24 protein-coding genes are annotated in these 24,896 nt (G+C 72.2%); 22 read left to right on the plus strand and 2 right to left on the minus strand.

The window, feature by feature from the left end; translation table 11 throughout:
- The first annotated feature begins 327 nt into the window (after positions 1 to 327).
- Positions 328 to 846, plus strand: coding sequence for an SRPBCC family protein (locus tag ACFTXQ_RS00190; protein WP_382634070.1), 519 nt, complete (start codon positions 328 to 330; stop codon positions 844 to 846).
- A gap of 30 nt (positions 847 to 876) precedes the next feature.
- On the opposite strand, the gene ACFTXQ_RS00195 is transcribed toward ACFTXQ_RS00190, so the two are convergent.
- Both ACFTXQ_RS00195 and ACFTXQ_RS00200 read right to left on the minus strand, forming a co-directional pair.
- Positions 877 to 2,040: an agmatine deiminase family protein gene (locus ACFTXQ_RS00195; protein ID WP_382634071.1), complete on the minus strand. Its 1,164-nt coding sequence runs from the start codon at positions 2,038 to 2,040 to the stop codon at positions 877 to 879.
- A gap of 120 nt (positions 2,041 to 2,160) precedes the next feature.
- Positions 2,161 to 2,766: a TetR/AcrR family transcriptional regulator gene (locus ACFTXQ_RS00200; RefSeq protein WP_382634073.1), complete on the minus strand. Its 606-nt coding sequence runs from the start codon at positions 2,764 to 2,766 to the stop codon at positions 2,161 to 2,163.
- Positions 2,767 to 2,940: 174 nt separating this feature from the next.
- On the opposite strand from ACFTXQ_RS00200, the gene ACFTXQ_RS00205 reads away from it, so the two are divergent.
- The 21 genes from ACFTXQ_RS00205 (at position 2,941) to ACFTXQ_RS00305 (ending at position 24,893) form a co-directional block, all read left to right on the plus strand.
- Positions 2,941 to 3,522, plus strand: coding sequence for a TetR/AcrR family transcriptional regulator (locus ACFTXQ_RS00205; protein WP_382634075.1), 582 nt, complete (start codon positions 2,941 to 2,943; stop codon positions 3,520 to 3,522).
- Positions 3,523 to 3,790: 268 nt separating this feature from the next.
- Positions 3,791 to 4,843 carry an agmatine/peptidylarginine deiminase gene (locus ACFTXQ_RS00210; protein ID WP_382634078.1) on the plus strand — a complete coding sequence of 351 codons (1,053 nt, stop codon included), beginning with the start codon at positions 3,791 to 3,793 and terminating at the stop codon, positions 4,841 to 4,843.
- A gap of 88 nt (positions 4,844 to 4,931) precedes the next feature.
- A complete protein-coding gene (locus tag ACFTXQ_RS00215) occupies positions 4,932 to 6,599 on the plus strand; it encodes an ABC transporter substrate-binding protein (protein WP_382634081.1) in 1,668 nt (555 codons plus the stop codon).
- Positions 6,596 to 7,555 carry an ABC transporter permease gene (locus tag ACFTXQ_RS00220; protein ID WP_382634084.1) on the plus strand — a complete coding sequence of 320 codons (960 nt, stop codon included), beginning with the start codon at positions 6,596 to 6,598 and terminating at the stop codon, positions 7,553 to 7,555. Before ACFTXQ_RS00215 ends, ACFTXQ_RS00220 begins: the two co-directional genes overlap by 4 nt.
- Positions 7,552 to 8,406 (plus strand): ABC transporter permease, encoded by an 855-nt coding sequence (locus tag ACFTXQ_RS00225; RefSeq protein ID WP_382634086.1) that lies wholly within the window; start codon positions 7,552 to 7,554, stop codon positions 8,404 to 8,406. The genes ACFTXQ_RS00220 and ACFTXQ_RS00225 overlap by 4 nt, the downstream gene beginning before the upstream one ends.
- Positions 8,403 to 9,380 carry an ABC transporter ATP-binding protein gene (locus ACFTXQ_RS00230; RefSeq protein WP_382634088.1) on the plus strand — a complete coding sequence of 326 codons (978 nt, stop codon included), beginning with the start codon at positions 8,403 to 8,405 and terminating at the stop codon, positions 9,378 to 9,380. Before ACFTXQ_RS00225 ends, ACFTXQ_RS00230 begins: the two co-directional genes overlap by 4 nt.
- A complete protein-coding gene (locus ACFTXQ_RS00235) occupies positions 9,373 to 10,170 on the plus strand; it encodes an ABC transporter ATP-binding protein (RefSeq protein ID WP_382634091.1) in 798 nt (265 codons plus the stop codon). The genes ACFTXQ_RS00230 and ACFTXQ_RS00235 overlap by 8 nt, the downstream gene beginning before the upstream one ends.
- 70 nt (positions 10,171 to 10,240) lie before the next feature.
- A complete protein-coding gene (locus ACFTXQ_RS00240) occupies positions 10,241 to 11,401 on the plus strand; it encodes an agmatine/peptidylarginine deiminase (RefSeq protein ID WP_382634094.1) in 1,161 nt (386 codons plus the stop codon).
- 388 nt (positions 11,402 to 11,789) lie between these two features.
- Positions 11,790 to 13,202 carry a family 2B encapsulin nanocompartment shell protein gene (locus tag ACFTXQ_RS00245; RefSeq protein ID WP_382634096.1) on the plus strand — a complete coding sequence of 471 codons (1,413 nt, stop codon included), beginning with the start codon at positions 11,790 to 11,792 and terminating at the stop codon, positions 13,200 to 13,202.
- Positions 13,203 to 13,309: 107 nt separating this feature from the next.
- A complete protein-coding gene (locus ACFTXQ_RS00250) occupies positions 13,310 to 14,560 on the plus strand; it encodes a family 2 encapsulin nanocompartment cargo protein terpene cyclase (protein WP_382634098.1) in 1,251 nt (416 codons plus the stop codon).
- A 2-nt stretch (positions 14,561 to 14,562) separates the two neighbouring features.
- On the plus strand, positions 14,563 to 15,471 hold the full coding sequence (locus ACFTXQ_RS00255; protein ID WP_382634101.1) for a geranyl diphosphate 2-C-methyltransferase: 909 nt from the start codon (positions 14,563 to 14,565) through the stop codon (positions 15,469 to 15,471).
- Between the two features lie 198 nt (positions 15,472 to 15,669).
- Positions 15,670 to 17,439: a hydrogenase maturation protein gene (locus ACFTXQ_RS00260; RefSeq protein WP_382634104.1), complete on the plus strand. Its 1,770-nt coding sequence runs from the start codon at positions 15,670 to 15,672 to the stop codon at positions 17,437 to 17,439.
- A gap of 93 nt (positions 17,440 to 17,532) precedes the next feature.
- Positions 17,533 to 18,588 (plus strand): hydrogenase expression protein HypE, encoded by a 1,056-nt coding sequence (locus ACFTXQ_RS00265; protein ID WP_382634106.1) that lies wholly within the window; start codon positions 17,533 to 17,535, stop codon positions 18,586 to 18,588.
- A gap of 81 nt (positions 18,589 to 18,669) precedes the next feature.
- Positions 18,670 to 20,454, plus strand: coding sequence for a nickel-dependent hydrogenase large subunit (locus ACFTXQ_RS00270; protein WP_382634108.1), 1,785 nt, complete (start codon positions 18,670 to 18,672; stop codon positions 20,452 to 20,454).
- Positions 20,451 to 20,975, plus strand: coding sequence for a hypothetical protein (locus ACFTXQ_RS00275; RefSeq protein ID WP_382634110.1), 525 nt, complete (start codon positions 20,451 to 20,453; stop codon positions 20,973 to 20,975). The genes ACFTXQ_RS00270 and ACFTXQ_RS00275 overlap by 4 nt, the downstream gene beginning before the upstream one ends.
- Positions 20,972 to 21,622, plus strand: a complete 651-nt coding sequence (locus ACFTXQ_RS00280) for a DUF5947 family protein (protein ID WP_382634112.1) — start codon at positions 20,972 to 20,974, stop codon at positions 21,620 to 21,622. Before ACFTXQ_RS00275 ends, ACFTXQ_RS00280 begins: the two co-directional genes overlap by 4 nt.
- The gene (locus ACFTXQ_RS00285) at positions 21,619 to 22,317 is read left to right on the plus strand and encodes a DUF6084 family protein (RefSeq protein WP_382634115.1); all 699 of its coding nucleotides are present in this window, start codon (positions 21,619 to 21,621) and stop codon (positions 22,315 to 22,317) included. The genes ACFTXQ_RS00280 and ACFTXQ_RS00285 overlap by 4 nt, the downstream gene beginning before the upstream one ends.
- Positions 22,314 to 23,738: a hypothetical protein gene (locus tag ACFTXQ_RS00290; RefSeq protein ID WP_382634117.1), complete on the plus strand. Its 1,425-nt coding sequence runs from the start codon at positions 22,314 to 22,316 to the stop codon at positions 23,736 to 23,738. The genes ACFTXQ_RS00285 and ACFTXQ_RS00290 overlap by 4 nt, the downstream gene beginning before the upstream one ends.
- A complete protein-coding gene (locus ACFTXQ_RS00295) occupies positions 23,735 to 24,265 on the plus strand; it encodes a hydrogenase maturation protease (RefSeq protein WP_382634120.1) in 531 nt (176 codons plus the stop codon). Before ACFTXQ_RS00290 ends, ACFTXQ_RS00295 begins: the two co-directional genes overlap by 4 nt.
- An 11-nt stretch (positions 24,266 to 24,276) precedes the next feature.
- The gene (locus ACFTXQ_RS00300; RefSeq protein ID WP_382634122.1) at positions 24,277 to 24,381 is read left to right on the plus strand and encodes a DUF6893 family small protein; all 105 of its coding nucleotides are present in this window, start codon (positions 24,277 to 24,279) and stop codon (positions 24,379 to 24,381) included.
- Positions 24,382 to 24,494: 113 nt separating this feature from the next.
- A complete protein-coding gene (locus tag ACFTXQ_RS00305) occupies positions 24,495 to 24,893 on the plus strand; it encodes a hydrogenase maturation nickel metallochaperone HypA (protein ID WP_382634125.1) in 399 nt (132 codons plus the stop codon).
- Positions 24,894 to 24,896 lie beyond the last annotated feature (3 nt).

Below are 24,896 nucleotides of genomic sequence, written 5' to 3' on the forward strand. Positions count from 1 at the left end.
CAGGGACGGCGCAAATTGCATGGCCCCAAGGGGTTACGCGGCCGACATTGCCCGTGATATATGCAGCCGCCTTTCGGAGGCTGTGAAATGCAGTCAGCGAGACCGGATTCCTGGTAAAAGTCCGGACATTTCCACCGCACCCCTCGTTTCATAACGAGCAGATAACGTCTTTTCCCTGCCTTACTTTCCCCTTTGAATGTGAGCTCTTCGTCGACCCCTCGGGGGTTTCGTTCGCGAACGGGCGGCAATAAGCGGCAATCAGAAGTTACCGAGAGGTAGCCAGGGGGGTGGCGGGGCTGTAGCGTCGGCGGCCGAGAGGGGAGAGCCATGCCTCGTACGTTCACGGTGTCCGACTGCATCGTCGTCCACGTCCACCCCGCCGAGGTCTACCGGCGCGTGTCCGATCCCGCGCGGATGGGCGACTGGAGCCCGGAGAACCTCGGCGCCACCGTTCACGGCGGCGCGGGTGGGACGCGGGTCGGGATGGTCTTCGACGGGCGGAACAAGCGGGGCGCCTTCCGCTGGACCACTCGGTGCACCGTGACGGCGGCCGAGGAGGACCGGCTGTTCCGGTTCCGGGTGCATGCGATCGGGATCCGGCGCCCGCGCGTGCCCGGCTCCATCGCCACCTGGGAGTACCGGTTCGAGCCGGTCCCGGAGGGCACCCGGGTCACCGAGACGTGGACCGACGACCGCCGCTCCTGGCCGGACTTCGTGGCCCACGCCTTCGACCGGGTCGCGACGCGCGGGCACACCTTCGCCGATTTCCAGCGCAGGAACATCGGCACCACGCTGCGCAACCTCAAGAAGGCCCTGGAGGCGGAGTCGGTGCCCGACACCGCGTGAGCCCGGCGGAGGGGCGCGCGGCGCCCGCGGTCAGGCGGCCGGCTTGCCCGGCTGGTCGTGCGTCGAGCAGTGGATGCCGCCGCCGCCCGAGGCGATCGTGTCGATCGAGACCGGCACGACGTCCCGCTTGGGGAAGTGCTCCTGGAGGATGCCCCGCGCCCGGTCGTCGGCCTGACGGTCCCCGAACCTGGGCATGAAGACGGCGTCGTTGGCGATGTAGAAGTTGGCGTAGGTCGAAACGAAGTCGTCTCCGCGGCCCGTGATCCTGTCCAGGTCGGGCTGCGGCAGGTCGATGACCTCGAAGCGCCGGCCGCGGGCGTCCGTCGCCTTCGACAGGACGGATTTGGCCTGGTCGGCGGAGCGCGACCAGGAGTCCGCCGGGGTACTGGGGTGTGCGCGGTCCAGCAGGACCACACCGGGCGCGGTGAAGCGCACCAGGCTGTCCACGTGGGCGTCCGTGATGTCCTCGCCGCGCACGCCGGCCAGCCAGACCACCTTCTCGACCCCCAGGGTCTGCTTGAGCTCCGCCTCGATGGTGTCCCGGCTCTTGCCCCGGTTGCGGTTGTCGTTGACGATCGAGCTCTCGGTGATGAGCAGGGTGCCCTCGCCGTCGGGCTCGAAGGATCCGCCTTCCGCGACCAGCGGGGCCTGGACCCGCGGGATCCCGTACTTCTGGAGCAGATTGCGGCCGACCGCGCCGTCGTTCCCGTGCTGCTGCTTGTTGCCCCAGCCGTTGAAGTTGAAGTCGACCCCGACGACCTTGCCGCCCTCCTCGACGAACACGGGCACGGTGTCGCGGGCCCAGAGGTCGTCGACGGAGAGGGGGATCACCTCGACCTGCGAGCCGCACGCCCGCTGCGCCGCGTCCACCTGATCGGGCCGGGCCATCATGACGACCGCCTCGTACTCCCCGACGGCCCGGGCGATCCGCGCGATGTCCTCGCGTACGTAGGGCAGGTCCCGCTCCCAGACCGAGGACAGCGCCGGCCAGGACATGAACGTACGGGTGTGGCTCTCCCACTCGGCGCCCAGCCGGCGCCCGCCGGTGGCGGCGGCGAGCTGGGAGGACCCGCCGGTGGCACCGGCCTGTGTTCCGCCCCCGGAGGGGCCGCAGGCCGAGGCGCCCGTGACGATCGCGCCGATTCCGGCGAGGGTGCGAAGGACGGTACGGCGGGTGGTGGGAAGGAAGGACACGGGAAGCTCCGGGGGTGGGCTGGCGGCTACGGACCAGGGTGCGCGCTCCGCACCGGGAACGGCCGCTCCGCGCGCAGGGGGAGGCGGCCACGTGTCGCCACTGTCGCACTGACTGGAAATTCAGTCAATTTCGGGGACCGGGGGAGAGCTCAAGCGGCCCAGCTCCACTCCGATCGCCTCGCGCAGCAGGCCGCGCGCGTGGTCCAGGGGGAGCAGGCCGCTGAGCCAGCGGACGCTGAGCCCCTCCAGCAGGGCGGTCAGCCGTTCCGCCGTGGCGGTGACGGCCCCGGCCGGCGCGGCCGGGCACAGCGCGGCGAGGTGGCCGGCGACCTCCGCCACCCAGGCCGTTCCGGCCGCGGCGAGCTCGTCCCGCAGCTCCGGATCGAAGACCGAATGGGCCCGCAGCTCTCCCCAGGCCGTGCTGTTCTCGCGCACCTCGGGCAGCTCCTGGAACTCCAGCAGCAGGGTCTGCTCCAGGAGCTGCCGCGGGTCGGACGGGCGGCCGGCCGCCCCTCCGTCGCCCGTCGTGGTGTAGCGGTCCGCCCGGTCCCCGATGAACGCCAGGGCGTGGCGCAGGATGCCCGTGCGGTCCTTGAAGTGGTAGTAGACCAGGGCGGTGGACACGCCGGCCTCGGCGGCGAGGTCCGCCACCCGCAGCCCCCGCACGCCCCGACGGGCGATGACCCGCGCGGCGCCCGCGAGGATTGCTCTTCTGCTGTCGGTCACCGTGTGATCCCCCGATCGCTCCTGGCCGTGCCGTGTGCGTCTCGGATTGTCGCACGCCTACTGAAAAATCAGTCAGTGCAGGAGGGGTCGTCCCGGCGAGCCGGGCGTTCCCCTCCGCACGCGCGGTGACGGCCCGCGTACGCCGGCCGGGGAACGCCCCGGTAAGGTGCGGGCATGGCGTCTCGCAGCACTCAGATCCTCGAAGCGGCCGCCCGGGTGATCGCCCGGCGCGGGGTCCGCGGGCTGCGCGTGGAGGAACTCGCGGCCGAGGCCGGCGTTTCCACGGCCCTGATCTACTACCACTTCAAGGACCGCACGGGGGTCCTGCGCCAGACCCTCGAATTCATCAACGACCGCGCGGAGCGCTACACCACGGACCGTGATCCGGACGGGCCGCCGCTCACCCCTCGGGAAGAGCTGGAGGAGACCCTGCTGCTGGAGCTCCAGGACACCGTCGAGGTGCGGGAGAACAGCTCGGCCTGGGGTGAACTGCGGGCGAGCGCCGTCTTCGACGAGGTGCTGCGCGAGGATCTGGCCCGGGCCACCCTGGTGTGGGTCCAGGAGGTCGCCGCGCTGCTGGGCCAGGTCCAGCCGATGGCGCCGGCCTCTGCGCTGGCCGCCGCGGCCGAGCGGCTCACCGCCCTTCTGGAGGGGCTCAGCATGCGCTGGCTCAGCGGCGGCATCAAGATCGGCCACGCGCGGGAGCTGATGCGCGGCGCCATCGACGCCGAACTGGCCGGGCTCCGGCGCAACTGACGCACCGGCCTCCCGGGGTACCTCCCGCCCTGCGGACCTGCCCTCTTGGAAACCGGGCTTTTCGTCGCCCACTCTCTTGACTGAATTTTCAGTCAGTGCCAAAGTCGCCCCGGAGGGCGGACTTCCGGCCCAGCTGTCCACCGTCGCTGTTCACCGCGGCCGAACTCGCCCGGGTGGTCGCTGCCTCCGCGCTCCGAACCCGCCCTCCACTCTTGACTGAATTTTCAGTTCAGTGGAAGACTCCGCCAACGGAAGAAACGAGACCCTGATGGCCGAATACCGTATGCCCGCCGAATGGTCCGAGCACGAGGGCTGCCTGATGGCCTGGCCCACCCGCGCGGACCTGTGGGGAACCGCGCTCGCCGACGCGAAGGAGGAGTACGCCGACGTCGCCCGCGCCATCGCCGCCTTCGAACCCGTGACGATGGTCGCCCCGCCCGGCCACGGGGAGGAGGCCCGCGCCCGCTGCGGGGAGGAGGGGGCCGGCGTCACCGTCATCGAGCTGCCGCTCGACGACTCCTGGTTCCGCGACTCCGCCCCCCTGTTCGTCCTCGACGGGGACGGCAACCGCGCCGGCGTGGACTTCCGCTTCAACGCCTGGGGCCGCAAGCACCACCCCTTCGACGCCGACGACCGGGTCAGCGCCCTGCTGCTGGAGCACGTCGGGGCCGACCGGATCGCCTCCGACATGATCCTCGAAGGCGGCGCGATCACCGTCGACGGCGACGGCACACTGATCACCACCGAGCAGTGCCTGCTGCACCCCAACCGCAACCCGGACCTGGGCCGCGACGAGATCGAGGCCGAACTCAAGACCCGGCTCGGGGTCACCAAGGTCATCTGGCTGCCGTACGGCGGACTCCTCGACACCGAAACCGACGGACACGTCGACGGCGTCTGCGCGTTCGCCGCGCCCGGCACGGTCGTCGTCTCCCTGCCGTCCGACCCCGCCCACCCGGACTACGCCCGCATGCGCGCCAACCGCGCGGTCCTGGAAGCCACCACCGACGCCCGGGGCCGCCGGCTGGAGATCATCGACGTGCCGCAGACGGCCTTCGCGCCCTTCGCCGACGGCGAGATCGAGGTCTCGTACCTGAACTACTACGTCGCCAACGGCGGAGTCGTCGTCCCGGTGGCCGGGGTGCCCCAGGACGAGGAGGCCCTCGCCGTCATCGCTTCGGCCCACCCCGGCCGCAAGGTCGTCGGAGTGCGGGCCCGCGCCGTCGCGTTCGGCGGTGGCGGGGTCCACTGCATCACCCAGCAGATCCCCGCCGCGCGTACGACAGCGGCCCCCACGCCCACGGCGACCACCGCCGGCTGACCCGCGTACGGCCGTTCCGGGCGGACCGCCCCGGCGTCCGCCCGCCCCCCCCCCCCCCGGCATCCCTCACGGAAATGAGAGCGCGACGATGTCCACCTCCCCACCCCGCACGGGCAGACGCCCCCACCGCCGGCCCGGACGCCGCACCGCGGGCCTCACCACCGCGGTCCTGACCTCGCTCGCCCTGCTCTGCGCCTGCGCGGGGCCGCCCAAGGCCGACGGCGGCCCCGTCACCGACGTCCACCTCTCCGCCTCCACGCCCCTGGCGCGCGGCGAGATCGACTCCTTCAGCTGGGCCGTCTACGCCGAGCCGCCCACGCTCGACTACACGATGGCCTTCGACTACCCGCAGAACACCATCCTGTCCAACGTGTGCGAGAGCCTGATGCGCTGGACCCCGGCCCTCACCACTGAGCCCGGCCTCGCCCAGAAGGCGTCCAACCCCGATCCCACCACGTGGATCTACGACCTGCGCCCCGGCGTGCGCTTCCACGACGGCAGGGAAATGACCGCCGACGACGTGGTCTTCAGCCTCGGCCGGCAGATGGACCCCGACAACGCCGCCGCCTGGGCCCAGGTGTTCCAGAACGTCACCTCCGTCACCAAGAGCGGTCCGCTCCAGGTCACCGTCAAACTGAAGAAGCCCGACTCCCAGTTCCCGCAGTACATGGCCACCGCCGCAGGGGTCGTTGCCTCCAAGTCGGCCGTCGAGGCGGCGGGCAAGGACTACGGCACCACCGGCGGCCTCGCCTGCACCGGTCCCTTCGAACTCGGCACGTGGAACAAGGGCCAATCGGTCGAGCTCAACCGCTTCGACGGCTACTGGGGCACCAAGGCCAAGTCGAAGAAGGCGGTGTTCCGCGTCCTGACCGACCCTTCGGCCCGCACCAACGCGCTGCTCAGCGGGGAGGTCGACGGCGGCTACCTGATCCCCACCGAGAGCTACGCCCGCCTGCGCGACAGCGGCGCGGGCACCCTGTACTTCGGCGAGGGCCTGAGCACCGTCAACGTCAACATCACCAACATGCAGGGCGCCCTCGGCGACGTCCGCGTCCGCCGGGCCCTGTCCCTGGCCCTCGACCGCACCGGATTCGTCAAGGCCGGACTCGGCGGCGCCGGCACCGTCACCAACTCCCTCACCACACGGGCCGCGTGGGCCGCCGCCCCCGAACACACCCTGAAGACGGCGTTCGACAGCCTCCCGCCCTCCGGCCAGGACATCGAACAGGCCAAGGCCCTGATCAAGGAGGCCGGGGCCACCGGCAAGTCCCTGACCATGGCCACCAGTTCCATAGGCCAGGACGTGTCCCTCCTCGCCACCGCCGTCCAGGCGGCCGGCACCCGCATCGGCCTGGACATCCGGCTGAAGACCATCGCCCCCAACGCGTTCACCGCGCTGTTCACCGACCCCGGGGCGCGCGAGGGCATCGACATGTTCCCGCTCACCTACTACGACTCGATCACCGACCCCCTCGACCTGCTGTCGAACTTCAAGACCGGCGCCTACATGAACTTCGCCGGCCACAGCGACCCCGAGTACGACCGGCTCGTCGAGCAGGCCGCCGCCGTCTACCCGGTCGAGCAGCGGCTGGACATCGAGGCGAAGCTCCAGCACCAGGCCTCCGAGCAGCTGCTGTGGATCCCCGTCGCCGAGTGGCCGACCGCCCTCTTCCTGGGCAAGCGGATCACCGGAGCGCCCACCACGATCTCGTACATGTACCACCCGTGGGCCGCCGACGTGGGGGCCGCGCAGTGAACTTCGTCCGCTTCGCCGTGCGACGGGGGGCGGAAATGGCCGCCACCCTCCTCGTCGCCTCGTTCCTGGTCTTCGGCGCCATGTACCTGGCGCCCGGCAGCCCGGCGAGCTTCCTGCTCGCCGGCCGGTCGGCCTCCCCGGAGGCCCTCGCCTCGATCAACGCCCAGTACCACCTGGACGATCCCTTCCTCGTACGCTACTTCCGCTGGCTCGGGGACGTGCTGCAGGGCGACTTCGGGCGCTCGATCACCTACCGCACCGACGTCTCCCGCCTGTTGGCGGACCGGCTCCCCGTGACGCTGCTGCTGATCGCCATGGCCCTCGTCGTGGTCGTCGCCATCGGCCTGCTGCTGGGCCGGACCGCCGCCGTCCGCGGCGGCGCCACCGACTCCGCCATCCTGGTCACCACGACGTTCGCCGTCGGAACCCCGTCCTTCGTCGCGGCCGTCCTGCTCCAGGGCCTGTTCGCCGTCCGGCTCGGCTGGTTCCCCAGCAGCGGCGCCGGCGAGGGCCTCGGCGACATGCTCTGGCACCTCGCGCTCCCCGCGGTCGCCCTCGCGCTCTACCTGATCGGCATGCTCGCCCGGGTCACCCGCTCCGCCATGCTCGAAGCCCTCGACAGCGAGCACGTCACCGTCGCCCGCAGCCGCGGCGTCCCCGAACGCCAGGTCATCCGCCGCCACGTCCTGCGCAACTCCCTCGGCACGGTCCTGACCACCGGCGGACTGATCGTCTCCACCCTGCTCGTGTGCACCATCCTCGTGGAGACCGCCTTCAGCATCGGCGGCATCGGCCAGCTCCTCGAACTGTCCACCACCACCAAGGACTTCCCCACCGTCCAGGCGATCTCCCTGATCATCGTCGCCCTCTTCATGACCGTGAACCTGCTCGTGGACCTGGCCCTGCCCCTGGTCGACCCCCGGGTCACCCTCACCTCCGGGAAGGCCACCGCGTGACCGCCGTCCTGACCCGCCGGCCGGGCCTCTCCCGGATCCGCGCCGCCGGTTCCCCGCTCCACGCCGTCTGCCTGGCACTCGTCGGCCTGGTCGTCCTCGCCGCGCTCCTCGCGCCCTGGTTGGCGGCCCAGGACCCCAACGCCGTCGATCTGGGCAACGCCCTCGCCGGCCCCTCCGCCGCGCACCCCCTCGGCGTGGACGCCGCCGGCCGCGACACCCTCTCCCGGCTGCTGCTCGGAGCGCGCACCTCCCTGCTCGGCCCGCTGGGCGTCGTCGCCTTCTCCACCGTCGCCGGCATCGCCATCGGCACGGCCGCCGCCTGGCGGGGCGGCCGGCTCGACTCCGTACTGTCCCGGAGCACGGAACTGGTCTTCGCCTTCCCCGGCATGCTGCTCGCCATCCTGATCATCTCGGTCTACGGCGAAGGCCTGCTCGCCCCCGTCATCGCCCTCGCCGTGGCCTACCTGCCCTACGTCAGCCGCCTCACCCGCTCGCTCGTCCTCGCCGAGCGCGCCCGCCCCTACGTCAGCGCCCACCAGGTCCAAGGGCACTCGGCCGTGCAGATCTGCCTGCGCCACATCCTGCCCAACATCGCCCCCGTCGTCCTCGCCCAGTCCACCATCAACTTCGGCTACGCCCTCATGGACCTCGCCGGACTGTCGTTCCTCGGACTGGGCGTCCCCGCCCTCACCCCCGACTGGGGCCGCATGGTCTTCGACGGACAGACCGCCATCCAGCACGGCTACCCGCTGTCCGCGATCCTGCCCTGCGCCTTCATCGTGCTGACCGTGGTCGCCTTCAACGTGGTGGGCGAGCGGTGGGCCGACCGTGTCGCCAGGAGAGACAGATGAACACGCTCGACATCCAAGGGCTACGGGTCACCCTGCCCGGCACCGCCCGGCCCGTCCTCGACGGCGTCGACCTCACCGTCGCCGCCGGCGAGACCGTCGCCCTCGTCGGCGAGTCCGGCTCCGGCAAATCCCTCACCTCCCGCAGCGCACTGCGCCTGCTGCCACCCGGCGCGGTCGTCGAGGGCGCCGTACGGGTCGGCGGGCAGGACGTGCTCGCCATGGACCCCGGCCGGCTGCGCGGCGTACGGGCCGGCACGGTGGCCATGGTCTTCCAGGACCCGCGCGCCGCCGTCAACCCGCTGCGCCGCATCGGCGACTTCCTCACCGAGAGCGTCACGCTCACCGGGACGATGAACGGGCCGGCCGCCACGGCCCGCGCTGTCGAACTGCTGCGGGCCGTGGGCCTGGACGAGACCGTGCTGCGCAAGTACCCCGGCCAGGTCTCCGGCGGCATGCTCCAGCGCGTCGTGATCGCGGCCGCCCTCATGGGGGACCCCGCGCTCCTGCTGGCCGACGAGCCCACCACCGCACTGGACGTCACCAGCCAGGCCGAGGTCATCGCCGTCCTGGCGGGCCTGCGCGAACGCTTCGGCACCGGTCTGCTGTTCGTCACCCACGACCTCGACCTCGCCGCCGCCATCAGCGACCGCGTCTACGTCATGTACGCCGGGCGGATCGCGGAGACCGGCCCCGCCGAAACCCTCTTCACACGCCCCCGGCACCCGTACACCGCCGCGCTCCTCGCCTCCACCCCGCGGATGCAGGGCCCCCGGGGCAGGCTCGCCGCCATCGAGGGCCAGCCTCCGGACCTGCGGGAGCCGCTGTCCGGCTGCGCCTTCGCCGCCCGCTGCCCCCTCGCCACGGAGGTCTGCGACCAGCGGGCGCCGCTGCCGGCCGCCGCCCCGGACCGGCCTGAGCACCGGGCCGCCTGCCACCACAGCGACCTGCTCGAAGGGAGCGCCGTCGATGCCTGAGACCGTACTGGAGGTCACCGGACTGCGCCGCTCCTTCGGAGCCGTCCGCGCGGTGGACGACGTGTCCTTCACCCTCCCCGAGGGCGGATCACTGGGCATCGTGGGGGAGTCCGGCTCCGGCAAGACGACCACCGCCCGCATCGTCGTCGGCCTGGAGCACGCCGACGAAGGGGACGTACGGGTCCGCGGCCGCTCCCGCACCGAACGCAGCCGGGGCCGTGCCGCGCGGCTGGCCCGCGCCCGCGAGATCCAGATGGTCTTCCAGGACCCGTACCTCTCCCTCGATCCGCGCACCAGCGTCGAAGCGGCCCTGCGCGAAACGCTGAAGCTGCACTTCCCGGGCCGCGACCACGCGCGGCGCGTACGGGAACTGCTCGACCAGGTCGGTCTGGGTACCCGGGCCGCCGACGCCCTGCCCCGCCGGCTCTCCGGCGGCCAGCGCCAGCGCGTCGCGATCGCCCGGGCCCTCGCCGTCGAACCGGCCGTCCTCATCCTGGACGAGGCCGTCGCCGCGCTCGACGTCTCCGTACAGGCGCAGATCCTCAACCTGCTGGCCGACATCCGGGAGCAGACCGGGATCGGGTACCTGTTCATCACCCACGACCTCGGCGTCGTCCGGTGCGTCACCGACGAGATCGTCGTGATGCGGCACGGGGCCGTGGTCGAACAGGGCGGCACGGAGCAGGTGCTGGCCGCGCCCCGGCACCCGTACACCCGGCTGCTGCTGGAGTCCGTGCCCCGCCCGGGCTGGGACCCGGCGGCCATCGCCGCGGCCCGACGGGCCCTCTAGCCGGCCCGACCTCCCCCACGGTCAACCCCGCTGTCGGCGGGGTGAGTCGAATCCCCGAAGGAGACCCCTCATGAACGTTCACGCAGCACACCCGCCCGGTGAGGGCACGGGCATGGGAAGGCGCAGCTTCCTGGCAGCGGCGGGACTCACCGCCGCGGCCGCCGCCCTCGCGGCGACCGAGGGCCGGGCGCGCGCGGCGGCGGTGCGACCCGCCGCGGCGGCGGGCGCCCTCCGCGTGCCGATCGAAGACGTCCGCCACGCGCGCACCTGGATGGCCTGGCCCGACAGCACCTCCATCTGGGGCGGCAAACTCGCCGGCGTCCAGTCGGACATCGCGCTCATCGCCCGCACCGTCGCCGCGTACGAGCCCGTCTACCTCTGCGCCAACTCCGCCGCCGCCGCCAAGGCCCGCTCGATGTGCGGCCCGACGGTCACCGTCCTGTCCACCATCCCCGTCGACGACTGCTGGATGCGCGACACCGGCCCGGTCTTCCGCACCGACGGCGCGGGCGGCCTGGACGCGGTCGGCCTCAACTTCAACGGCTGGGGCAACAAGCAGACCCACTCCAGGGACGCCCTGGTCGCCGGCCGGATCGCCGCCCACGTCGGCGTCCCGTTCACTGCCGCAGGGCTGGTGGGCGAGGGCGGCGCGGTCGAACAGGACGGCGCGGGCACCCTGATGGCCACCCGCAGCAGCCTCGTGAACAGGAACCGCAACCCCGGAATGTCGCAGACCCGGATCGAGGCCGCGCTGCGCTCCGCCTACGGCGCCTCCAAGGTCATCTGGTTCGACGGAGTGACCGGCCAGGACATCACCGACGACCACGTCGACGCGACCTCCCGCTTCCTGGCCCCCGGCAGGGCCCTGGTCCAGATGCCGCTGGCCTCGGACAGCGACGCCTTCGCCAAGGACGCGCGCCAGCAGTACCAGATCCTGTCCGCGGCCACCACCGCGGACGGCGCCCGCATGGCGGTGGAGAAGCTCCAGGGCCCCGACTACGACAAGATCCGCTCCACGAACCGGGACTTCCTCGCCTCCTACGCCAACTACTACGTGTGCAACGGCGCGGTCATAACCGGCCAGTTCGGCGACACCCGCGCCGACGCCGCGGCGAAGGCCACGCTGACCCGCCTCTTCCCGGGCCGCGTCGTCGAACAGATCGACATCGACCGCCTCGGCACCGGTGGCGGCGGCGTCCACTGCGTCACGCAGCAGCAGCCGATGCCGTAACGACGTGCGACGGGCAGCGGTTGACCAGCTCTGCCCGCCGACGACGCAAGAGAAGCCCGCCGGCGCAGCCGGCGGGCTTCGGCATGTCCGGGCCCGCCCACGGCCGTCCGGGCCGGGCCGGGGCGCGGCGTGCGTGTCGCGGTGACGGGCGCGGGACGCCACGCATCTGGACCTGGCCGAATGCTGTCGCTCGCCGCGGCAAACACCATCCGGGACAAGATCACTGCATCGAGGTAATACGGGGGGTTTCTCAAGGTCGACTGGGCGTACGGGCCGTTAATGTTCCCCCGGATCTGGACGGATTCCCGGATATTCGCCCTCTTTTTCCTCTTTCACCGGTGACGCGCATGCACGCCGATCACCGCCCTTACGAAGGAGCGCCCGACCGATGACCGTTGACACCAGCCCGGAAGCGCAGCTGGAGCCGCCCCAGCAGTCCAGCCTGAGCACGGCGGCCGCCCGCAACCTTGCCAGCACCACCAAGTCCGCCCCGCAGATGCAGGAGATCACCTCCCGGTGGCTGCTGCGCATGCTCCCCTGGGTGGAGACCAAGGGCGGCACCTACCGGGTGAACCGCCGGCTGAGCTACACCGTCGGCGACGGACGCATCGAGTTCATCCAGGACGGCGGCGACGTGCGGGTGATCCCGCGCGAGCTCGGCGAACTGGCCCTGCTGCGCGGCTTCGACGACGAGGAGGTGCTGACGGCGCTCGCCGGCCGGTGCGTCCAGCGTGACTTCCGCGCCGGTGAGGTGCTGGTCGAGCGCGGCACCCCCGCCGAGCAGATCCACCTGATCGCCCACGGTCGCATCAACCAGACCTCCGCCGGCAAGTACGGGGACGCGGTCTCGGTGGCCGTACTCGCCGACGGCGAGGGATTCGGCGAGAACGCCCTGCTGGACGCCGACGCCAAATGGGACTACACCGCCACCGCCGAGACCCCCGGCACCCTGCTCACCCTGTCCCGCACCGAGTTCGCCGCCGTGATGTCCGCGGCGCCGAGCCTCCAGGCCCACATCCAGCGGTTCAGCTCGCTCCCGCACCAGCGGCAGAACAAGCACGGTGAGGCCGAGATCGCGATGTCGGCCGGCCACACGGGCGAGGCCGAACTGCCCGGCGCCTTCGTCGACTACGAGCTCAAGCCGCGCGAGTACGAACTCTCCATCGCGCAGACCGTGCTGCGGATCCACACCCGGGTCGCCGACCTCTACAACGGGCCGCACAACCAGACCGAGGAACAGCTCAGGCTCACCATCGAGGCGCTGCGCGAGCGCCAGGAGCACGAGCTGGTCAACAACCGCGAGTTCGGCCTGCTGAACAACGCCGACTTCAAGCAGCGGATCCAGACCCACTCCGGCCCGCCCACCCCGGACGACCTCGACGAGCTGCTCTGCCGCCGCCGCGGCACCAAGTTCTTCCTCGCCCACCCCCGGACGATCGCGGCGATCGGCCGCGAGCTCAACGCCCGCGGCCTCTACCCGGACCACGTCGACGTGGGCGGGCAGTCGGTCCCGGCCTGGCGCGGGGTCCCGATCCTGCCCTGCAACAAGATCCCGATCAGCAAGGACAACACCAGCTCGGTCATCGCCATGCGTACGGGCGAGGACAACCAGGGCGTCATCGGTCTGCGGCAGACCGGTCTGCCGGAGGAGTACGAGCCGGGCCTGTCGGTGCGCTTCATGGGCATCGACGAGCGGTCGATCATCTCCTACCTGGTCTCCACCTACTATTCCGCCGCCGTCCTGGTGCCCGACGCGCTCGGCGTGCTGGAGAACGTGCAGATCGCCCGCAGGCGCGACTAGCCGCCCCGCCCGACGGCCCCGACGCCCACGACACCCGGACCTTCCCGGGTCTACCGAGCATGCCCGGGATCCGGAACAGCCCACCCGACCTCATCAAGGAGCCACGGATGCCCGATCCCGGGCCTTCCCCTCTGCAGTCGAGCCTGCCCGCCGCTGCGGCCCGATTCGGGGCCCACGTCCTCGCCACCGTCCAGCCCTCCGGTGTCGAAGCGGCCGCCGGCGTCCTGCCCGCCCCGCCCCCGCCGCCGGTGCTGCCTTCCGGACCCGCTCCCGCCCTGGAGCGGATCCTGCGCGGCCCCCGCGGTCTGGGTACGGCGAGCCTGCACTGGGGCCGGAGCGCGGAGCCGGCGACGGCTCCGGAGCCCGAGGCGCCGCCGGCGGGCAATCCGATCCCGGGCCTCTACCACCACCCGGTGCCGGAGCCCGACCCGGCGCGGGTGGAGGAGGTCAGCCGGAGGATCAAGCGCTGGGCGGTGGACGAGGTCCAGGCGTACCCCCCGGAGTGGGAGGACCAGTTCGACGGCTTCTCCGTGGGCCGCTACATGGTCGCCTGCCACCCGGACGCCCCGACCGTGGACCACCTGATGCTCGCCACGCGGCTGATGGTCGCCGAGAACGTCGTGGACGACATCTACTGCGAGGACCACGGCGGTTCGCCCGTCGGACTTGGCGGAAGGCTTCTGCTGGCGCACACCGCCCTCGACCCGGTCCACACGACGAACGAGTACGCGCCGGCCTGGGCGGAGTCGCTCCTCTCGGACGCGCCGCGGCGCTCCTACCGCTCCGCCATGGAGTACTTCGTCCGGGCGGCCACCCCCTCCCAGGCGGACCGGTTCCGGCACGACATGGCCCGGCTGCACATGGGGTACCTCGCCGAAGCGGCCTGGGCCGAGACGGAGTACGTCCCGGAGGTGTCCGAGTACCTGGCGATGCGCCAGTTCAACAACTTCCGCCCCTGCCCCACCATCACCGACACCGTCGGCGGCTACGAACTGCCGGCGGACCTGCACGCCCAGCCCGCCATGCAGCGGGTCATCGCGCTCGCGGGGAACGCCACCACCATCGCCAACGACCTGTACTCGTACACCAAGGAACTCAAGAGCCCCGGCCTGCACCTGAACCTGCCGGTGGTGATCTCCGAGAAGGAGGGCCTCTCCGACAAGGAGGGCTACCTGAAGGCGGTCGAGGTCCACAACGACCTCATGCACGCGTTCGAGGCCGCGGCCGCCGAACTGGGCGCCGCGTGCCCCGACCCGAGGGTTCTCCGCTTCCTGCGGGGAGTGGCCACATGGGTCGACGGCAACCACTACTGGCACATGAGCAACACCTACCGCTACACCCTGCCCGACTTCTGGTAAGGATGGACTTATCCGTGACTAGCACCGAATTCACCACCACCACCGCTACCCCTACCGGCACTTCCGTGATCATCCCCGCGCCTGCGACGCCCTACCAGGGGGACATCGCCCGCTACTGGAACAACGAGGCCCGGCCCGTGAACCTGCGGCTCGGCGATGTCGACGGCCTTTACCACCACCACTACGGCATCGGCGACGTCGACCACGCCGCCCTCGGTGACACCGAGGACAGCGAGTACGAGAAGAAGCTCGTCGCCGAACTCCACCGGCTGGAGTCCGCCCAGGCCGAAGTCCTCCTGGACCACCTCGGCCCCATGGGGCGCGACGACACGCTCGTCGACGCCGGCTGCGGCCGCGGCGGCTCGATGGTCATGGCCCACCAGCGCTTCGGATCCAAGGTCGAGGGCGTCACCCTGTCGGCCAAGCAGGCCGATTTCGCCAACCAGCGCGCCCGTGAACTCGGCATCGAGGACCACGTCCGGGCCCGCGTCTGCAACATGCTGAGCACGCCCTTCGAGACCGGGCAGGCCGCGGCCTCGTGGAACAACGAGTCGAGCATGTACGTCGACCTGCACGACCTCTTCGCCGAGCACTCCCGGATCCTCGCGGTCGGCGGCCGCTACGTGACCATCACCGGCTGCTGGAACCCGCGTTACGGCCAGCCCTCGAAGTGGGTCTCCCAGATCAACGCGCACTTCGAGTGCAACATCCACTCCCGCCGCGAGTACCTGCGCGCCATGGCCGACAACCGTCTCGTCCCGCAGGCCGTCGTCGACCTGACCCCCGCGACCCTGCCCTACTGGGAGCTCCGGGCCACGTCCTCGCTGGTCACCGGCATCGAAGAGGCCTTCATCGAGTCCTACAAGGACGGCTCCTTCCAGTACGTCCTGATCGCGGCCGACCGCGTCTGACCGACCGCGCCGGCCCACCGGCGGCAGGAGGGGCCGGGTCCGTCTCCCGACGGGCCCGGCCCCTCCGCGGCGCATCCCCCAGCTGGCGGCCCCCCGGTCCCCTTCCGAGTGACACCCCCGCAGGGCCTCGCCGTCCGGCGGCCGCCCGGGGCCGACGATCGCCAGCGGCCGTACCCGTTCCGGCCGACGGGAGATCACGTGCACGTCCTGCTCGCCGCCAGCGCCTTCAACAGCCTCACCCAGAGGGTCCACGCCGAACTGAGGGACCACGGCCACCACGTGGCGGTCGAACTCGCCCTGTCCGGCGACTCCCTGGCCGACGCCGTCCGCCGCCACCGGCCGGACCTCGTCGTGGCGCCGATGCTGAAGACGGCCGTCCCCCGCGAGGTCTGGTCCGCGCACACCTGCCTGATCGTCCACCCCGGGCCCGTCGGCGACCGGGGTCCCTCCTCGCTCGACTGGGCCGTCACCGAGGACGAGACCCGATGGGGCGTCACCGTCCTGCAGGCCGACGAGGAGATGGACGCCGGCGACGTCTGGGCGTCCGTCGACTGCCCGCTGCCGCCCGTGGGCAAGAGCGACGCCTACCGCGGCGAGATCGCCGACGCGGCGCTGGCGGCCGTACTCCTGGCCGTCGACCGCTTCGCCTCCGGCGCCTACGTCCCCCAGCCGCAGGGCTCCGGCCGTGCCCGGCCCTACCTGCGCCAGGAACAGCGCCGGATCGACTGGGCCCGTGACACCACGGAGAGCGTCGTACGGGCCCTGCGCGCCGCCGACTCGCAGCCCGGTGTCCTCGACGACCTGCTCGGCGGTCAGTGGTACCTCCACGGCGGCCATCCGGAGGACCGGCTGCACGGCCGTCCCGGAGCGCTCCTGGCCACCAGGGCCGGCGCGGTCTGCCGGGCCACGGCCGACGGGGCCGTGTGGATCCCCGAACTGCGGGCCCGGCGCGTCCCCGGACAGCCGGCCCCCGTCAAACTGCCCGCCGTCCTCGCCCTCGGGGACCGGCTGCCGCCGCTCCCCGAGATCCCCGCCCCGCCGGACGCCGACCGCCCGGCACGGACCTGGGCCGACATCCGCTACCGGGAGCACGGCGGCGCCGGCTTCCTGTGGTTCGCCTTCCCCGGCGGCGCGATGAGCACCGGTCAGTGCCGGCGCCTGCTGGCCGCCTACCGTACGGCCTGTTCCCGGCCCACCTCCGTACTCGTCCTCGGCGGCGGCCGCGACTTCTTCTCGAACGGCATCCACCTCGGCGTCATCGAGGCGGCCACCGACCCGGCCGCCGAGTCCTGGGCCAACATCATCGCCATGGACGACCTGGTGGAGGCCGTCCTGACCACCACCGACCGGCTCGTCGTGGCCGCCCTCGGCGGCAACGCGGCCGCCGGCGGGGCCATGCTCGCCCTCGCCGCCGACGAGGTCTGGTGCAGGGCGGGGGTGGTCCTCAACCCGCACTACCGGCTGATGGGGCTGTACGGCTCGGAGTACTGGACGTACACCCTGCCCCGCCGGGTCGGCCCCCGCACGGCGCAGCGCCTCACCACCGAGGCCCTGCCGCTCAGCGCCGACGCGGCCCGCCGGCTCGGGCTGACCGACCGCACCGTCACCTGCGGCCCGCAGGACTTCGCGGCCGAGACCGTCCGGCTCGCGGCCCGCCTGGCGGCCGCCCCCGCCACACAGGCCGCGATCGCCCGGAAGAAGGACCGCCTCGACCGCGACCGGGCCGTCCGGCCGCTCTCCGCCTACCGGGAGGCCGAGCTGGCCCGGATGCACGAGACCTTCTTCGACCCCGGGGCCCCCTACCACGCGCTGCGCCGCGCCTTCGTACGCAAGGAGCCACCGGACCGGACCCCTCCGCACCTCGCGCGGGCCGTCCCCGGCCGGCGCACGGCCCCGCTCCCCGCCCGGCGGCCCCCCGTCACTGGACCGGCCCTCCATGACAGGGCAACGGGCCCGGCGGGCTGCTAGCAAGAAGGGTGGGGCGGACCCGCGGACCCTCCCCGCCATCCGCCGCATCCCCGGCCCCATCCCCTCCGCATCCCTCCCCAAGGAGCGATCCTCATGGATGCAGCAACGCCCAGCACGGTAGAGGACCCCCCGATCCACATCCTCTGGATCAACGCCGGCCTGAGCTGCGACGGCGACTCGGTGGCCCTGACGGCAGCGATGCAGCCCAGCATCGAGGAGATCGTCACGGGCACCCTCCCCGGCCTGCCCAAGATCGCCGTGCACTGGCCGCTGATCGACTTCGAATGCGGCCCGGTCGGCGGCGCGGACACCTTCATCGAGTGGTTCTTCAAGGGGGAGCGGGGCGAGATCGACCCCTTCGTGCTCGTCGTCGAGGGCTCGATCCCCAACGAGAGCATCAAGCCCGAGGGCTACTGGTGCGGATTCGGCGACGACCCCGCCACGGGCCAGCCCATCACCACCAGCGAGTGGATCGACCGCCTGGCCCCCAAGGCCCTCGCCGTGGTGGCCATCGGCACCTGCGCCACGTACGGCGGGATCCACGCCATGGAGGGCAACCCGACCGGCGCCATGGGCGTGCCCGACTACCTGGGCTGGGACTGGACCTCGAAGGCCGGCATCCCGATCGTGTGCGTGCCGGGCTGCCCGATCCAGCCGGACAACTTCTCCGAGACCCTCACCTACCTGCTCTACCAGGCGGCCGGCTCGGCCCCGATGATCCCGCTCGACGACAAGCTCCGCCCGACGTGGCTGTTCGGAGCCACCGTCCACGAGGGCTGCGACCGCGCCGGCTACTACGAGCAGGGCCAGTTCGCCCACACCTACGACTCGCCGAAGTGCCTGGTCAAGCTCGGCTGCTGGGGCCCCGTCGTCAAGTGCAACGTCCCCAAGCGCGGCTGGATGAACGGCATCGGCGGCTGCCCGAACGTCGGCGGCATCTGCATCGCCTGCACCATGCCGGGCTTCCCCGACAAGTTCATGCCGTTCATGGACGAGCCCCCCGGCGCCAAGGTGTCCAGCAAGGCCAGCGGCGCGTACGGCGCCGTCGTCCGCAGGCTCCGTTCGATCACGGCGCACACCGTGGACCAGGAGCCGAAGTGGCGGCACACCGGCCGCAAGCTGACCACGGGCTACCGCCCGCCCTGGTGACGGCACCCCCGCAGCCCCCGCACCCCGAACCACCTCGCAGCGCACGCACTCCCGTTCAGAAGAAGGGTCACGGCACAGACGATGGCACCGAAGACGAAGGCGGCCGGTGACGGCAGCGGCCTGGTGGAGATGGCCTGGGATCCGATCACCCGGATCGTGGGCAGCCTCGGCATCCACACGAAGATCGACTTCAAGCAGAAGCGCGTCGCCGAGTGCTACAGCACCTCGTCGGTCTTCCGCGGCTACAGCGTCTTCATGCGCGGCAAGGACCCCCGCGACGCGCACTTCATCACGAGCCGCATCTGCGGCATCTGCGGCGACAACCACGCCACCTGTTCCGTCTACGCCCAGAACATGGCCTACGGGGTGAAGCCGCCCCACCTCGGCGAGTGGATCATCAACCTCGGTGAGTCGGCGGAGTACATGTTCGACCACAACATCTTCCAGGAGAACCTGGTCGGGGTCGACTACTGCGAGAAGATGGTCCGCGAGACCAACCCCGGCGTCCTGGAGCTCGCCGAGCGCACCGAGGCACCCCACGCAGGCGAGCACGGCTACCGCACCATCGCCGACATCATGCGCTCGCTCAACCCCATCGAGGGCGAGTTCTACCGCGAGGCGCTCCAGGTCAGCCGCTACACGCGCGAGATGTTCTGCCTGATGGAGGGCCGCCACGTGCACCCCTCCACCCTCTACCCGGGCGGCGTCGGCACCATCGCCTCCGTCCAGCTCTTCACCGACTACATGAGCCGCCTGATGCGGTACGTGGAGTTCATGAAGCGCGTCGTCCCGCTCCACGACGACCTCTTCGACTTCTTCTACGAGGCCCTGCCCGGCTACGAGGAGGTCGGCCGGCGCCGCGTGCTGCTCGGCTGCTGGGGCGCGCTCAACGACCCCGAGTACTGCGACTTCACGTACGCCAACATGACCGACTGGGGACGGAAGATGTTCGTCACCCCGGGCGTGGTCGTCGACGGCAAGCTGGTCACCAACGACCTCACCCGGATCAACCTCGGCATCCGCATCCTGCTCGGCAGCTCGTACTACGACGACTGGGCGGGCCGGGAGCAGTTCGTCACGCACGACCCCCTCGGCAACCCGGTCGACCCCCGCCACCCCTGGAACCAGCACACCATCCCGGCGCCCCAGAAGCGGAACTTCGACGACAAGTACAGCTGGGTGATGTCGCCCCGCTGGTTCGACGGCAAGGACCACCTCGCCCTCGACACCGGAGGCGGCCCCATCGCCCGCCTGTGGTCCACGGCCCTGTCCGGACTCGTCGACGTCGGCTACGTCAAGGCGACCGGGCACAGCGTCGTCATCAACCTGCCGAAGACGATGACCAAGCCCGAGACGCGCTTCGAGTGGAAGATCCCCCAGTGGAGCAACGCCCTCGAACGCAACCGCGCCCGCACCTACTTCCAGGCCTACGCGGCGGCCATCGCCCTGCACTGCGCCGAGAAGGGACTCGCCGAGGTCCGCGCAGGACGCACCCAGACCTGGGAGAAGTTCGAGGTGCCGGACGAGTCCATCGGCGTCGGCTTCACCGAGGCCGTGCGCGGCGTGCTCTCGCACCACATGGTCATCCGCGACGGCAAGATCGCCAACTACCACCCCTACCCGCCGACCCCGTGGAACGCCAGCACCCGCGACACCTTCGGCACCCCCGGACCGTACGAGGACGCCGTCCAGAACACCCCGATCTTCGAGGAGAACCCCCCGGAGAACTTCAAGGGCATCGACATCATGCGCGCCGTGCGCAGCTTCGACCCCTGTCTGCCCTGCGGGGTCCACATGTACGTCGGCGGCGGCAAGACGGTGAAGTCGATGCACGTCCCCACCGGCCTGAGCGGACTGGGCGGATGAGCGCGGCCGTCGACGCCCGCAGGGCCGGGCAGCAGGTCGAGGAAGTGCTCGACCGGCTGGCCGCCACCGGCGACCCGGCGGCCCGTGCGGCCGCCGAGGAACTGGTCCGCGTGCTCATGGACTTCTACGGCGCCGGCCTCGCCCGGATCGTCGGGCGGCTCGGTGGCGGCCCGCTCGAAGAGGTGCTGGGCGACGAACTGGTGGCGAGCCTGCTCTCGCTGCACGACCTGCACCCCGAGGACGTCCACACGCGCATCGCACGCGCCCTCGACGCCGCGGACGACCCCGTGGAACTGCTCGGCTTCGACGAGAGCACCGGTGTGCTGCGGCTGCGCCCCCGGGCCGCCGCCACCGGCTGCGGCTGCGGCAGCGGACAGGAGACCGCCCGGCGCACGCTGGAGGACTCCCTGGCCTGTTTCGCCCCGGAGGTCACCGTGGTGGAGATGGAACCCGCGGCCCCGCCCGGGCCGCCGCTCCTCCAGATCGGCGTCCGGCCGCACGCTCCGGTCCGGGTGCCGTGACGGGGCCCGGAGCCGCCACCGAACCCCGGCGCGGCCTGCGCCGGTTCACGGGCCCGCGACCGCCCCGGCCGGAACGCTGCGAACTGTGCGCGGTGGCGGTGCCCGAGGACGGCCACCGCCACCTGGTGGAGACCGAGAAGCGGACGCTGGTCTGCGCCTGCACGGCCTGCGCCCTGCTGTTCGATCGGCCGGGCGCGGCCGGCGGACGCTATCTGGCCGTCCCCGACCGCTACCTCGCCGACCCCGGCCACCGGCTCGACGAGGGTGCCTGGGAGCGGCTCGGTATCCCGGTCGCCGTGGCGTTCTTCTTCCGCAACGCCGCCCTCGACCGGCTGGTCGCCCTCTATCCCAGCCCGGCCGGAGCCACCGAGAGCGAACTCGACCCCGCCACCTGGGAATCCGTACTGGGCGCGAGCCGGCTGTCCGCGCTGCTCCAGCCCGACGTGGAGGCGCTGCTGCTGCACCGCTCGCAGGGACGCACCACGTGCCACCTGGTGCCGATCGACATCTGCTACGAACTGGTGGGGCGGATGCGGCTGCTGTGGCAGGGCTTCGACGGCGGAGCCGAGGCCCGCGCCGCGCTGGACGCCTTCTTCGCGCAGGTGGAGCGGCGGGCCGGGGCCGTTGCGGAGGAAGGGGTCCGATGACGGACTTCACCTTCACCTGCACCGGCGTACGCGCCGACCCGTACGCCGCCGGCCCCACCCTCGTCTTCCGGCTGCGGATCACCGCCGCCGGCGACACCCGGGTGCACGCCCTCGCCCTGCGCTGCCAGATCCGCATCGAACCGGCCCGCCGGAGCTACGGCCCCGAGGAGGCCGAGGGCCTCGCCGACCTGTTCGGCGAGCGCGCCCGGTGGGGCAGCACCCTCCAGCCCGTCCAGTTCGCGCAGGTCGCTCTCATGGTGCCCGGATTCACCGGGGAGACCGAAACCGACCTCGTCGTGCCCTGCACCTACGACATGGACATCGCGGCGACCCGGTACTTCGACGCCCTGGACGACGGGGAGGCGCCGCTGCTGATGCTGTTCTCCGGCACCGCCTTCACCGGAGCCGGCGGCTTCCACGTCGAACCCGTGCCCTGGGACCGCGAAGCCCCGTACCGGATGCCCGTGACCGTCTGGCGGGACATGGTCGAGCAGCACTTCCCCGGCTGCGGCTGGCTGCGACTGCCCCGCGACACCATGGCCGAACTGCTCGCCTTCCGCTCGCGGCACGCCCTCGCCTCCTGGGAGTCGACCGTAAGGGCCCTGCTCGACGCGGCCGCCCCCGCGCAGCCCGCGCCGCCGCCGCTGCGGCTCGGCTCCGTACCGGCCCGCGTCACCGAGAGGACCGCTCCATGACCGCGACGGCCGCGGCGGACCCCCGCTTCGCCACCGCCCGACAGGTGGCCGACGCCGTCCTGTTCGAGGGCTACGTGCTCTACCCGTACCGGGCCTCGGCCGCGAAGAACAAGCTGCGCTGGCAGTTCGGCGTCCTGGTCCCGCCCGGGTGGGGCGCGGCGCACGAGGAGCCCTCCTTCCAGCGGACCGAGGTCGTGATGGAGCCCCGAGGGGCCGCGACCCTGGCCGTCGAGCTGCGCTTCCTGCACGCGCAGCGGCGTACCGTCGAAGAAGGCCGCCCGGACGGCTCCTTCGTGCCCGTACCCGAACTCCACCTGCCCGACCGGGTCCTGGTCCCCTGGGACGAGGGAACCGAGGAACGCGTCGAAATGAGCGTGTCCGTAGCCGAGTTGACCGCCGGAGAGGTCACCCTCGCCTTCGCCCGGCCGGCCCGGACGCGGACCGAGCCCGTCCTCGACGCCGACGGCCGCGAGCGGGGCCGCCTGATCCGGCGCACCGAGCGGATCGACGGCGTGCTGCGGCTGCGCACCGAGGAACTGGACGTGCCCTACCGGGCGTTCAAGCTCACCGCCGTCGTGGAGAACACCAGCGGCTGGACCCCGGAGGGGGCCGGCGCCGACCGTGACGCGGCCCTGCCGCGGTCACTGGTCGCGGCCCACCTGCTGCTGGGCCTCACCTCCGGCTCCTTCCTGTCGATGACCGACCCGCCTGAATGGGCCAGGGCCGCCGTCGCGAGCTGCGAGAACCGCCACACCTGGCCCGTGCTCGCCGGGGAACCCGGCCGCGCGGACGTGGTGCTCTCCTCCCCGATCATCCTGGAGGACCACGCCGCCATCGCCCCCGAGAGCGCCGGGGCGATGTACGACGCCACCGAGATCGACGAGATCCTCGCCCTGCGCACGGCGGCCCTGACCGAGCAGGAGAAACGCGAGGCGCGCGGTACGGACGCCCGCGCCGCGGCCGTGATCGACCTCGCCGACTCCATGCCCCCCGAGGTGCTGGAACGGCTGCACGGCGCGGTCCGGGCCCTGCGCGAGATCACCCACCCCGGCAAGGCGGATGCGGTGCCCCGGGCCCCCGAACCTCCCTGGGACGAGGCCGTGTTCAGGCCGGACACCCCCTGGTGGGACCCGGAGCACGCGGACCCCGCCGACCCGGCCCGCGACCGGATCCTGATCGACGGCACGTCCGTGGGCGCCGGCAGCCGCGTCCTGCTGCGCCCGGGTCCGCGCCGCACCGACGCCCAGGACCTGTTCCTCCACGGCCGCACCGCGCAGGTCGAGGGCGTCCTCCACGACGTCGACGGGGGAGTCCACCTCGCGGTCACCGTCGACGGCGACCCCGGGGCCGACATCCGAAGGGAACAGGGCCGGTTCCTGTACTTCCAGCCCGACGAGGTCACCCCCCTGGAGGACGCGTGAGGGCCCGGATCCTGGTCGCGGGCATCGGCAACGTCTTCCTCGGCGACGACGGCTTCGGCGTCGAGGCCGTGCGCGGCCTGCGCGCGCACCCCCTGCCGGACGACGTGGAGGTGGTCGACTTCGGGGTGCGCGGGGTCCACCTCGCCTACCAGCTCCTCGACGGCTACGACACGCTCGTGCTCGTCGACGCCACCGCCCGCGGCGGCGCCCCGGGCACGCTCTACCTCGTCGACGCCGGTGAGGGCGCCGAACCCGTGGAGCCCGCCGGGCCCGGCGCCGCCGTGCTCGACGGGCACCACATGTCCCCCGACGCGGTCCTGGCCCTGCTCGGCACCCTCTGCGCCGGCACCGGCTCCACTGCGCCCCGGCGCACCCTGGTCGTGGGATGCGAGCCCGCCTGCGTCGAGGAGGGCATCGGCCTGAGCCCGCCCGTGGCCGCGGCGGTGCCGCAAGCCGTACGCATGGTCCTGGACCTGCTCACCTCCGAGACCCAAGAGCCGAGTCCCCGAGCCCTCCCCGCGAACTGAGGAGCCACCCCGTGAAGAAGTCCCTCATCGGCGGCGTGACCGCCGCCGTCCTGGCCGCCGTACTGCTGGAGGTCTTCCCCGACCTCAAGCGCTACCTGCGGATGGTCCGTATGTGACGAGCCGCCCGCCCGGGCGCCCGAATGGCGTACGGGGCGGGCGCGGCGTCGGCGTGCCCGCCCGCCGCGCCCCGGTCCCGCCGGTGTAATGAGCCCCGGCAGGACGGAGTCCGATGCACGAGATGTCGATCGCCATGGCCGTCGTGGGCCAGGTGGAAGAGGCGGCCGGGGCCGGCGGGGCGCGTGCCGTGACCGCCGTACGGCTCCAGGTCGGAGAGCTGGCGGGCGTGGTGCCCGATTCCCTCGCCTTCTGCTTCGAACTGGCCTGCGCCGGAACCCTCCTCGAAGGGGCCGCGCTCACCACCGAGTCCGTCGCCGCGCGCGCCCGCTGCGGATCCTGCACCTGCGAATGGGCCGTCGGGATGCCCCCCGACCTGTGCTGCCCCGGATGCGGCGGGGCCACCGCGGTGGAACTGCTCGCGGGCCGCGAGCTGCGGATCCTCAGCGTCCACTGGGAGGACGACGGCCCCGCCCGCCGCCCCGCCCGCGAACCGATTCCCGAGGAGGCCTGAACC

It is taken from the genome of Streptomyces sp. NPDC057010 (assembly GCF_042673805.1).
In the GTDB taxonomy this organism is placed as follows: domain Bacteria; phylum Actinomycetota; class Actinomycetes; order Streptomycetales; family Streptomycetaceae; genus Streptomyces.

What these genes read in the sequence shown, in the direction of transcription:
- ACFTXQ_RS00190 (WP_382634070.1), top strand. Translation starts at nt 328, where the DNA reads ATGCCTCGTACGTTCACGGTGTCCGACTGCATCGTCGTCCACGTCCAC.
- ACFTXQ_RS00205 (WP_382634075.1), top strand. Translation starts at nt 2,941, where the DNA reads ATGGCGTCTCGCAGCACTCAGATCCTCGAAGCGGCCGCCCGGGTGATC.
- ACFTXQ_RS00210 (WP_382634078.1), top strand. Translation starts at nt 3,791, where the DNA reads ATGGCCGAATACCGTATGCCCGCCGAATGGTCCGAGCACGAGGGCTGC.
- ACFTXQ_RS00215 (WP_382634081.1), top strand. Translation starts at nt 4,932, where the DNA reads ATGTCCACCTCCCCACCCCGCACGGGCAGACGCCCCCACCGCCGGCCC.
- ACFTXQ_RS00230 (WP_382634088.1), top strand. Translation starts at nt 8,403, where the DNA reads ATGAACACGCTCGACATCCAAGGGCTACGGGTCACCCTGCCCGGCACC.
- ACFTXQ_RS00235 (WP_382634091.1), top strand. Translation starts at nt 9,373, where the DNA reads ATGCCTGAGACCGTACTGGAGGTCACCGGACTGCGCCGCTCCTTCGGA.
- ACFTXQ_RS00240 (WP_382634094.1), top strand. Translation starts at nt 10,241, where the DNA reads ATGAACGTTCACGCAGCACACCCGCCCGGTGAGGGCACGGGCATGGGA.
- ACFTXQ_RS00245 (WP_382634096.1), top strand. Translation starts at nt 11,790, where the DNA reads ATGACCGTTGACACCAGCCCGGAAGCGCAGCTGGAGCCGCCCCAGCAG.
- ACFTXQ_RS00250 (WP_382634098.1), top strand. Translation starts at nt 13,310, where the DNA reads ATGCCCGATCCCGGGCCTTCCCCTCTGCAGTCGAGCCTGCCCGCCGCT.
- ACFTXQ_RS00255 (WP_382634101.1), top strand. Translation starts at nt 14,563, where the DNA reads ATGGACTTATCCGTGACTAGCACCGAATTCACCACCACCACCGCTACC.
- ACFTXQ_RS00265 (WP_382634106.1), top strand. Translation starts at nt 17,533, where the DNA reads ATGGATGCAGCAACGCCCAGCACGGTAGAGGACCCCCCGATCCACATC.
- ACFTXQ_RS00270 (WP_382634108.1), top strand. Translation starts at nt 18,670, where the DNA reads ATGGCACCGAAGACGAAGGCGGCCGGTGACGGCAGCGGCCTGGTGGAG.
- ACFTXQ_RS00275 (WP_382634110.1), top strand. Translation starts at nt 20,451, where the DNA reads ATGAGCGCGGCCGTCGACGCCCGCAGGGCCGGGCAGCAGGTCGAGGAA.
- ACFTXQ_RS00285 (WP_382634115.1), top strand. Translation starts at nt 21,619, where the DNA reads ATGACGGACTTCACCTTCACCTGCACCGGCGTACGCGCCGACCCGTAC.
- ACFTXQ_RS00290 (WP_382634117.1), top strand. Translation starts at nt 22,314, where the DNA reads ATGACCGCGACGGCCGCGGCGGACCCCCGCTTCGCCACCGCCCGACAG.
- ACFTXQ_RS00305 (WP_382634125.1), top strand. Translation starts at nt 24,495, where the DNA reads ATGCACGAGATGTCGATCGCCATGGCCGTCGTGGGCCAGGTGGAAGAG.